We start from the raw sequence: 8,206 nt of genomic DNA on the forward strand, positions 1-8,206 counted from the left end.
GTGGACGCCGTGACCGCGGCCGCGACCGAGCTGCGGCGGCGCACCGGCGCCGTGGTCAGGACGAGGTGAGCAGCCGCTGCAGCACCGCCGCGTGGCTGATGTCGCCGCCGTGCGAGGCGGTCAGCAGGGTGAGGGGCCCGGCGGCGGCGAGGTCCCGCAGGTGCGCCAGCGCCGCCGCGCGCTCGGGGTCTCTCAGCTCCTCCTCGTAGCGTCGGGCGAACTCCGTGAGCTTGTCCGGATCGTGCTGGTACCACTGACGCAGCGCGGTGGAGGGAGCGACGTCGCGAAGCCACTCGGCGAGCGCCGCGCGCTCCTTGCTGACGCCGCGCGGCCAGAGCCGGTCCACGAGGATCCGCTGGCCGTCGTCCGAGGCGGGCTCCTCGTAGATCCGCCGCACGCGCACCGGTCCGGGCGACCCCATGACGACCTCCTCCCGCCGCAGGAGGCGGCGACCCGTCCATGCTCTCGCGCGGGCGTCTCCCCGACAACCACCCCGCTCCCCGTCCGTCGTGTGCGTGGCGTGCGATCGTCTCGGAGGCCGTGTCGCAGGGTTGCGACACGGCAGCGACATCCCCGCGACACCGCGCCGATAGCCTGATGCACATGCACCGCACCTCTCTGGCCCCCGCCGCTCGCCCGCTTCTGTGCGGGATCGGCGCCGGGATCGTCGCTCTCGCCCTCGCGGGCTGCTCGGTCGCCGTCTCTCCGAACGCCGCCCCGTCCGCCTCGGCCGGCGCGTCTGGCACGCCATCCCCCGCGGCCTCGCCGACGCCCGATCCCTCCCCGACGCCGTCCGTGGCGACGGTCCCGGGGTACGACGTCGGCCAGTTCCCGCCGGTGCCGCTCTTCCTGCTGCCGGATCTGACGCTGCTGGATGCCTCCGCCTCCTCCTTCGCGATCGATCTGCAGCGCGACGTCAGCGACATCCCGGGGGTGACGGTCTCCGCAGCGCAGTGCGACGCGGGTGGTCAGGTGATCTCCGGGACCGGCACCGCCCTGCTGTACGGGGACGGCTCGGGCACCTTCACGGGGCCCGACGGATCGATCCAGAACTTCGGCGACGGCTCGGGAAGCTTCACCCTCAACGGCGTCACGGTGCAGAACTTCGGCGACGGCGCCGGAAACTACACCGACGGCACCATCTCCATCCAGAACTTCGGCGACGGGGCGGGGAACTACGTCGATGCGACCAAGAGCATCCAGGTCTTCGGGGACGGCTCGGGGAACTACACCGACGGCGACGTCTCCATTCAGAACTTCGGCGACGGCGCCGGGAACTACACCGACGGCACCGTCACCATCCAGAACTTCGGCGACGGCGCCGGGAACTACACCGACGGCACCGTCACCATCCAGAACTTCGGCGACGGCACCGGCACGGTCAACGGCACGCCGGTGACCGTCGAGAAGATCGCGCCGGTCCCCCGGCTCGGCGTCTTCCCCCCGCTGGCCGCGCTGAACCCGATCACGTCGTGCGGCACGACCATCACCTTCCAGGACGGCGTGCTGTTCGACTTCGCCCGCAGCGACATCCGCCCCGACGCGGTGCCGACGATCGAGTCGGTGGCCGCGGTGTTCGCGAAGCTGGGCGTCGCGAAGGCGATCGTGTCCGGGCACACGGACGCCATCGGATCCGACGAGGACAACCAGGAGCTCAGCGAGCGCCGGGCCCGCTCCGTGGTCGAGGCGCTCCAGCAGCGCGGCGTGAGCGCCCCGCTGGAGGCCGTCGGCTACGGCGAGAGCCGCCCCGTGGCGGCGAACGAGGTGGACGGCGCCGACAACCCCGCGGGGCGGCAGCTCAACCGCCGCGTCGAGATCTTCATCCCCGCGGCCCTGTGACCGTGTCCCCCGAAGGAGACCACCTCATGCGCATCCTCCGTCCGTTGTCCGGCGGCCTCGCCGCCGCCGCCCTCCTCGTCGTCCTCTCCGGCTGCACGGTCGCCGTGGTCGACGGGGAGGCCGGGAAGCCTTCCCCGTCCTCCTCCCCCGACCCTGGCGCGGAGGCGGGGACCGAGTCCGCCGAGGACGACGCCTCCCCCGCGGCGAGCACCGGCGCCGAGGGCTCCCTGCCTGCGACCGACGACGCCGCGACCGGGACCGACCTCACCCGCGAAGCGCTCATCGCCTCCTCCACCCGCACGCTGCGCTGCGACGGAGAGCTGACCCTGCTCGACGACGCGATGGCCACGCGCGTGGAGGGACCGTGCGACCGGCTCATCCTGAACACGCGGGGCTCCCAGGTCGTGACGGACGACGTCGCCTTCCTGGAGGTGATCGGCGACGGCAACGTCGTGCTCTCCGGCGCGCTCGACAAGCTGCTCGTCAACGGCGAGGGGAACATCGTGCGCTGGACGGGCGAGACCCCCGAGATCAGCGACGTCGGCTCGTCCAACGTGCTGAAGGCGCAGTGACGTGACCGCCGACCGGCCCCGCATCCTCCTCGTCGACGACGACGCGGCCATCACCGGCGCGCTCGGCCCGTTCCTCGCGCGCAGCGGGTTCGAGGTCGAGGTCGCCGCCGACGGGGCCGAGGGGCTGGCGGCCGTCGAGCGGCGAGCGCCGGACCTCGTGGTGTGCGACGTGCTCATGCCGCGCGTGGACGGCCGCGAGTTCGTCCGTCGCGTGCGGGGCCGGAGCCTCTGGCTGCCGATCATCCTCCTCACCCAGATCGGCGAGGCCTCCGAACGCAGCGCCGCCCTCGACGAGGGGGCAGACGACTACCTCAACAAACCGTTCGACCCGCGCGAGCTCGTGTCCCGGATCCGCGCGGTGCTGCGCCGGTCCGCCCCCGGTGAGGTCCCCCTGTCGGCCGCGTCCCGTCTCCGCGCCCACGATCTCGTCCTGGACCGCAGCGCCCGACGCGTCTGGCGCGACGAGACGGAGCTGGTGCTGACCCCCAAGGCGATGACCCTCCTGGAGCACCTGATGCGGCACGCCGACGAGGTCCACACGCGCGAGCGGCTGCTGTCCGCCCTGTGGGGCTTCGACTTCGCGTCGTCCAGCCGCGCGGTCGATCACCGGATCGCGGAGCTCAGGCGCGTGCTCGGGGACGACGCCGCAGCACCCCGGTTCATCGAGACCGTGCAGAGCCTCGGCTATCGCTTCGTCGCGCCGGTGAGCGCCGCATGAGCGGCCCTGAGGACCCGTCCGGACCGGCGCCGCGCCGGTCCCGGGCGCCCTGGGCCTGGGCGCCCGCGCTGGTCCCCGCCGTGCTGGGCACGGTCGTGGGCCTCGTCCTGCTGCTCTCCGGCGACGCCCGCCGCCTCGAGATCGGTGTCGCCGTCCCCGCCCTCGTCATCGGCGCCGGCGTCCTGCTCACGGCGCTCGCCCTGCTCGCTCTCGGCGGCATCGTCCTCCGGTCGCGGCGGAGCGCCCGCGCCACCCGTCGGGCGGCCGAGGACGCGGCGCGGAAGGAGCGCGAGGGCCATCGCCGCTTCCTCGCCCGGCTGGACCACGAGCTGAAGAACCCGATCACCGCGATCCGCGCGACCGCCGTCGCCGCGCAGAACGGCGCCGCGCCCGCCGACGCCTGGCCGACCGTCGACGCCCAGGCCGCCAAGCTCAGCGGGCTCGTCCGCGACCTCCGCAAGCTCGCGGAGCTGGAGACCCGCGAGCTGGAGACGGAGGCCGTGGACCTCGAACTGCTCGTCACGGAGGCCGTCGCCGCGCTCGGCGCGCAGGATCCCTCGGTGGCCGCGCGGATGTCCGTGGCGGTCACCCGCGTCCCCTGGCCCGTGCCCACGGTGCGCGCCGATCCCGACCTGCTGTCGCTCGCGCTCGACAACGTCCTCGGCAACGCGGCCAAGTACGCCGCCGACGGTCCCCTCGAGGTCCGTCTTCGCGAGGAGGCGGGCTGGGCGGTGATCGAGGTCGCCGACACCGGGCGCGGCATCCCCGCGGCGGACCTCCCGCACGTGTTCGACGAACTGGCCCGCGCGGCGAACGCCCGGGACGTCGCCGGCTCCGGCATCGGCCTCACCCTCGTCGCGACCGTGCTGCGCCGTCACGGCGGCGACGTCGCGCTGCGCTCCGCGGAGGGGGCGGGCACCGTCGTCACCCTGCGTCTGCCGCTGCGCTGACCCCCCACGCCGCGTCCACCGGGCCGAGTGGTCAGTTTCTGCGGGTTCGCGCGCCCGGAACCCGCAGAAACTGACCACTCGAGCCGCGAGCACCGGCGCATGCCGGACGCGCCGCTACGCTCGGAGCATGCTCGACACGCTCACCGGCTTCGCTGTGGTGGGCGTCGCGATCCTGCTGGGCTGGGTCCTCGGGCGGATCGGGCTGCTGGGTCCGCACGCCCGGGACGTCCTGAGCCGGCTGATCTTCTTCGTCCTCTCCCCGTTCCTCCTCTTCGCCGTGCTGTCGAAGGCGGACGCGGCGATGCTCTTCTCCTCCCTCCTGCCGGTCTCCGCGATCGCCGCGGCCGCCGTCATCCTCGTCTCGGCGCTCATCGGCGTGCTCGTCTGGCGACGCCCGACCGGGGAGGCGGTGATCGGCGCGCTGTCGGCCGGACAGGTCAACTCCAACAACATCGGCATCCCGCTCTCGCTGTACCTGCTCGGCAGCGCCGCCTACCCCGCCCCGGTGATCCTCCTCCAGCTGCTGGTCATGACGCCGGTCTCGCTGTTCCTCCTGGAGGCGGCCACGAGCGATCGGCCCTCCTTCGCGGGGACCCTCCGGCGCACCGTGACCAACCCGATCCTGCTGGCGTCCGCGCTCGGCACGCTCGTCTCGGTGACCGGGATCGAGATCCCCCCGCTCGTCGGCGACCCGATCCAGCTCATCGCCGACGCCGCGGTCCCGCTGCTGCTCATCAGCTACGGCCTCTCCCTCCACGGAAGGAGAGTCCTCGGCACGCCCGGACGGCGTCGCGACGTGCTGCTCGCCACCGGGCTGAAGCTCGTGGCGATGCCGCTGATCGCCTGGTTCGTGGCCGCCGTGGTCTTCGGCCTCTCCGCGCACGAGGTGCTCATCGTCGTCGTCCTCGCCGCCCTCCCCACCGCCCAGAACGTGTTCAACTACGCCCAGCGCTACGACGTCGGCGAGCCCATCGCCCGCGACACGGTCCTGCTCACCACGATCGGCTGCCTCCCCGTGCTGTTCGCGGTCATGCTCCTGCTCGGCCCGTGACGTCTCGGCGCGGACCGGGACCGGCTCTCCTCGGGTCGTGACCGGGCCGTCGAGGCGCTTAGAATCGCACCGTCGACGCGGGCAGGAGGGAACCGTTCGATCCGCGTCCCGGCCGTGACGCGGCCGGTCCCGATCCCGAGGAGATGCGGCGTGAGCACGACGACGTCCCCGCGTCCCGAACTCGACGTGACCTTCGGCGAGCTCGGCGCGCTGCTGCTGGACGGCGGGCTGTCCGTCACCGATGTGCGCGGCTCGCTGGAGGAGATCCGGCGCCGCGCCGCCCCCGATGACGAGCTCGCCTTCGCGGTGCTCCCCGAGCACGTGCTCGTAAGCCGCCCCGGGATCCCGTTCGCGACCACCACGGTGAGCACCGGCGGGGTGGGACTGACCTCGCGCCAGGCCGCGCACGCGAGTCGGCTCGCGCAGGAGCTCCAGTCCGGTCGCGTGCCGCTCGACGACGCCCGGGCGCGCATGGCCGAGATCCGCGCCCTCCCGTGGCCCGGACGCGCGACGCAGGGCGTCGTCGGCGCGGCCCTCATCTCGGCCGGGCTCGCCGTCGTGTTCCGCTGTCCGTGGTGGGCCGTCGTCCTGGCCCTGCTGGTCGGCGCGGTCGTCGGCGTGGTCACGGAGTACATGTCCCGGATCCGCCCGGCCGCGGCGATCGTGCCCTTCGTCTCCGCGTTCGTCTCCACCCTGATCGTCGGCACCACGGCGACGGCGCTCGATCTGGGGCCCGTGCCGCTGTTCGCGGTGTGCGCGCCGATCGCGATCCTGGTGCCGGGCGCGCTCATCACGAACGCGCTGCTGGAGCTGACCGCGGCCGACATCGTGACGGGGGCGTCACGGCTCATGTACGGCCTCATCATGCTCGCGTTCATGGCGACGGGCGTCTCCGCGGGAGCGCTGCTGACGGGGCTGCGGATCGACTCCGACTCGGCCGCCCTGGTCGGGCAGGCCGCTCTCGTCACGGCGGACCGCGGCGGATGGGAGGCCGTCCCGCCGGTCCCCCTCGCCTGGATCGGGGTGGTGGTCCTCGCCGTCGGGATCGGGCTGGCGTTCGGGTCCGGGCCGCGCCTGACCCTCGTCTGCGTCGTGGTCATGAGCGGCACCTACGCCCTGCTGAGCGTGCTCAGCCCCCTCCTCGGCAGTGCGGTCGCCACGGGCGTCTCCGCCGCGGTCCTGTTCGTCGCCGCGAGGGTCATCGAGCGGCTCACGGTGGCGATCCCGGCCACGGTGTCGTTCCAGCCGGCGTTCCTCCTGCTTGTCCCCGGCACCGTCGGCCTCGTCGCGCTTGCGAGCTTCGACGCGGACGCGCTGGCGGCGGCCCCGGCGATCTTCCTGAGCCTCTGCATCGGAACGAAGGTCGGCGCGCTCATCGCGGACCTGTCGCACGTCACGGCCACGGCGTTCCGCGCCCGTCGTGCGGGACGCCCCGGCACCGGTCTGCTCCAGTAGGAATCGGCTCGTCGACGGCCGACCGCCGTGCGCAGGAGAACCGTCCGCGTCGAAACGCTTCTCGTCAAGCCCCCTGCCCGGGCGAGCGGAGCGTCCTACGGTCGGGCTCGAAGGCCCGGCCGGACCGGGCCCGCCCCCACGCGATCGCAGGAAGCCGGCCATGACACATTTCACTCGACACCCCCGCGGCGGGATCGCCGCCCTCTCCCTCGTCGCCGTGGCGCTCACCGGGTGCGCGGTCGGCACCGGCGGCGCCGGCGGCGACGCCGACGCGGACTACGACCGTTCCGCGACGCTCGACGGCACGCTCACCGTGATGGGCTTCTCCGGAGTGGACGAGATCGCGACCACGCGCGCGGATCTGGCGAAGAAGGCGCTCGGCGACACGACGGTCACGCTCGTCGAAGGCGAGCTCGACCTCCAGCAGCTGCTGTCGTCGATCGCCGCGGGAGACCCGCCGGATCTGATCTACGCCGATCGGACGCAGATCGGCTCCCTCGCAGCGCGCGGCGCCATCCTGCCGCTGCAGGACTGCATCGACGGCGAGCAGATACCGACCGACGACTTCCTCCGCCCGGCGCTGGACCAGGTCACGCTCGACGACAAGGTGTACGGGATCCCCGAGTTCAACAGCGTGCAGATCGTGATGGCGAACGCCACGCTGCTGGATGCGGCCGGCGTCGCGCTCGACGACGTGAACGGCTCCGACTGGAAGGCCATGAGCGCCGCGAACACCGCGCTCACCAAGAGCGACGGGGGAAAGCTCCAGGTCATCGGCGTGGACAGCAAGCTCCCCGAGTTCCTGCCGCTGTGGGCCAAGGCCAACGGCGCGGATCTGCTCTCGGCGGACGGCAGGACCGCGCAGCTCGATGACCCGCGGGTCGTGGAGGCCCTCACCTGGGCGGCGTCGATCTACGCGGATCAGGGCGGGTTCGACAAGGTCAAGGCCTACCGCGACTCGGCGGACTTCTTCGGCGCGGGCAACCAGTTCGCCACCGACGTCCTCGGGGCGATGCCGATGGAGCAGTGGTACGTGAACGTCCTCAACGACGTCTCCCCGGATGCGCCGCTCGCCTTCGACACGGTGCGGGACCGCCACGGTGAGACGCTCGCCTACGCCTCCGGATCGGCCTGGGCGATCCCGGCAGGCAGCGACAATCCCGAGGCCGCCTGCCGATGGGCGCGGGTGATGACCTCGGAGGAGGCCTGGACCGCCGCGGCTGAGGCGCGGGTGACGCTCCGCGAGGCCGACGGCAAGCCGTTCACCGGGGTCCTCACCGGGAACGCGAAGGCCGATGCCGCGATCCAGAAGCTGCTGACGGAGGGCGGCGAGCCCTGGGACACCGCCGTCGAGAAGGTGTACGAGGCGAACGACCACACGTTCTCGCTGCCCGCGAACCCCGCCGACGCCGAGTTCACCGATGCGCTCCAGGACGCGGTGAACGCCGTGCTGAACGGGCAGCAGAGCCCGGAGGACGCGCTCGCCGAGGCGCAGCAGAACGCGCAGAAGGCCCTCGACGACGCCTGGGCGAAGCTCGAGAAGAACGGATGACCGCGGTCAGCCCGCCCCGGGCCGCTCGCCCCGGCGCCCGTGGCCGGCACGAAGCGCCGCGCCGGCGCC

8 protein-coding genes are annotated in these 8,206 nt (G+C 73.1%); 7 read left to right on the forward strand and 1 reads right to left on the reverse strand.

Translation table 11 applies throughout. The annotated features are described in order from the left end of the window. Positions 1 to 55: 55 nt before the first annotated feature. Positions 56 to 421, reverse strand: a complete 366-nt coding sequence (locus MR1_RS17740) for a DUF488 domain-containing protein (RefSeq protein WP_067250152.1) — start codon at positions 419 to 421, stop codon at positions 56 to 58. Between the two features lie 182 nt (positions 422 to 603). Here MR1_RS17740 and MR1_RS17745 point away from each other — a divergent pair, with 182 nt between their 5' ends. The 7 genes from MR1_RS17745 to MR1_RS17775 all read left to right on the forward strand — a co-directional run bounded on the left by MR1_RS17745 (position 604) and on the right by MR1_RS17775 (position 8,137). Next, positions 604 to 1,839: an OmpA family protein gene (locus MR1_RS17745; protein ID WP_255218191.1), complete on the forward strand. Its 1,236-nt coding sequence runs from the start codon at positions 604 to 606 to the stop codon at positions 1,837 to 1,839. 26 nt (positions 1,840 to 1,865) lie between these two features. Next, positions 1,866 to 2,411, forward strand: coding sequence for a DUF3060 domain-containing protein (locus MR1_RS19905; protein ID WP_067250159.1), 546 nt, complete (start codon positions 1,866 to 1,868; stop codon positions 2,409 to 2,411). A 1-nt stretch (position 2,412) separates the two neighbouring features. Next, positions 2,413 to 3,129: a response regulator transcription factor gene (locus MR1_RS17755; RefSeq protein WP_067250162.1), complete on the forward strand. Its 717-nt coding sequence runs from the start codon at positions 2,413 to 2,415 to the stop codon at positions 3,127 to 3,129. Beyond that, positions 3,126 to 4,079, forward strand: coding sequence for a sensor histidine kinase (locus tag MR1_RS17760; RefSeq protein WP_084344884.1), 954 nt, complete (start codon positions 3,126 to 3,128; stop codon positions 4,077 to 4,079). Before MR1_RS17755 ends, MR1_RS17760 begins: the two co-directional genes overlap by 4 nt. Positions 4,080 to 4,206: 127 nt before the next feature. Beyond that, positions 4,207 to 5,130: an AEC family transporter gene (locus MR1_RS17765; RefSeq protein WP_067250164.1), complete on the forward strand. Its 924-nt coding sequence runs from the start codon at positions 4,207 to 4,209 to the stop codon at positions 5,128 to 5,130. Between the two features lie 150 nt (positions 5,131 to 5,280). Then, a complete protein-coding gene (locus tag MR1_RS17770; RefSeq protein WP_067250167.1) occupies positions 5,281 to 6,585 on the forward strand; it encodes a threonine/serine exporter family protein in 1,305 nt (434 codons plus the stop codon). Positions 6,586 to 6,745: 160 nt separating this feature from the next. Further along, positions 6,746 to 8,137 carry an extracellular solute-binding protein gene (locus MR1_RS17775; protein ID WP_067250170.1) on the forward strand — a complete coding sequence of 464 codons (1,392 nt, stop codon included), beginning with the start codon at positions 6,746 to 6,748 and terminating at the stop codon, positions 8,135 to 8,137. Positions 8,138 to 8,206 lie beyond the last annotated feature (69 nt).

The sequence above is a fragment of the Microbacterium resistens NBRC 103078 genome (assembly GCF_001552355.1).
Classification (GTDB): Bacteria; Actinomycetota; Actinomycetes; order Actinomycetales; family Microbacteriaceae; genus Microbacterium; species Microbacterium resistens.

What these genes read in the sequence shown, in the direction of transcription:
- MR1_RS17740 (WP_067250152.1), bottom strand. Translation starts at nt 421, where the DNA reads ATGGGGTCGCCCGGACCGGTGCGCGTGCGGCGGATCTACGAGGAGCCC.
- MR1_RS17745 (WP_255218191.1), top strand. Translation starts at nt 604, where the DNA reads ATGCACCGCACCTCTCTGGCCCCCGCCGCTCGCCCGCTTCTGTGCGGG.
- MR1_RS19905 (WP_067250159.1), top strand. Translation starts at nt 1,866, where the DNA reads ATGCGCATCCTCCGTCCGTTGTCCGGCGGCCTCGCCGCCGCCGCCCTC.
- MR1_RS17760 (WP_084344884.1), top strand. Translation starts at nt 3,126, where the DNA reads ATGAGCGGCCCTGAGGACCCGTCCGGACCGGCGCCGCGCCGGTCCCGG.
- MR1_RS17765 (WP_067250164.1), top strand. Translation starts at nt 4,207, where the DNA reads ATGCTCGACACGCTCACCGGCTTCGCTGTGGTGGGCGTCGCGATCCTG.
- MR1_RS17775 (WP_067250170.1), top strand. Translation starts at nt 6,746, where the DNA reads ATGACACATTTCACTCGACACCCCCGCGGCGGGATCGCCGCCCTCTCC.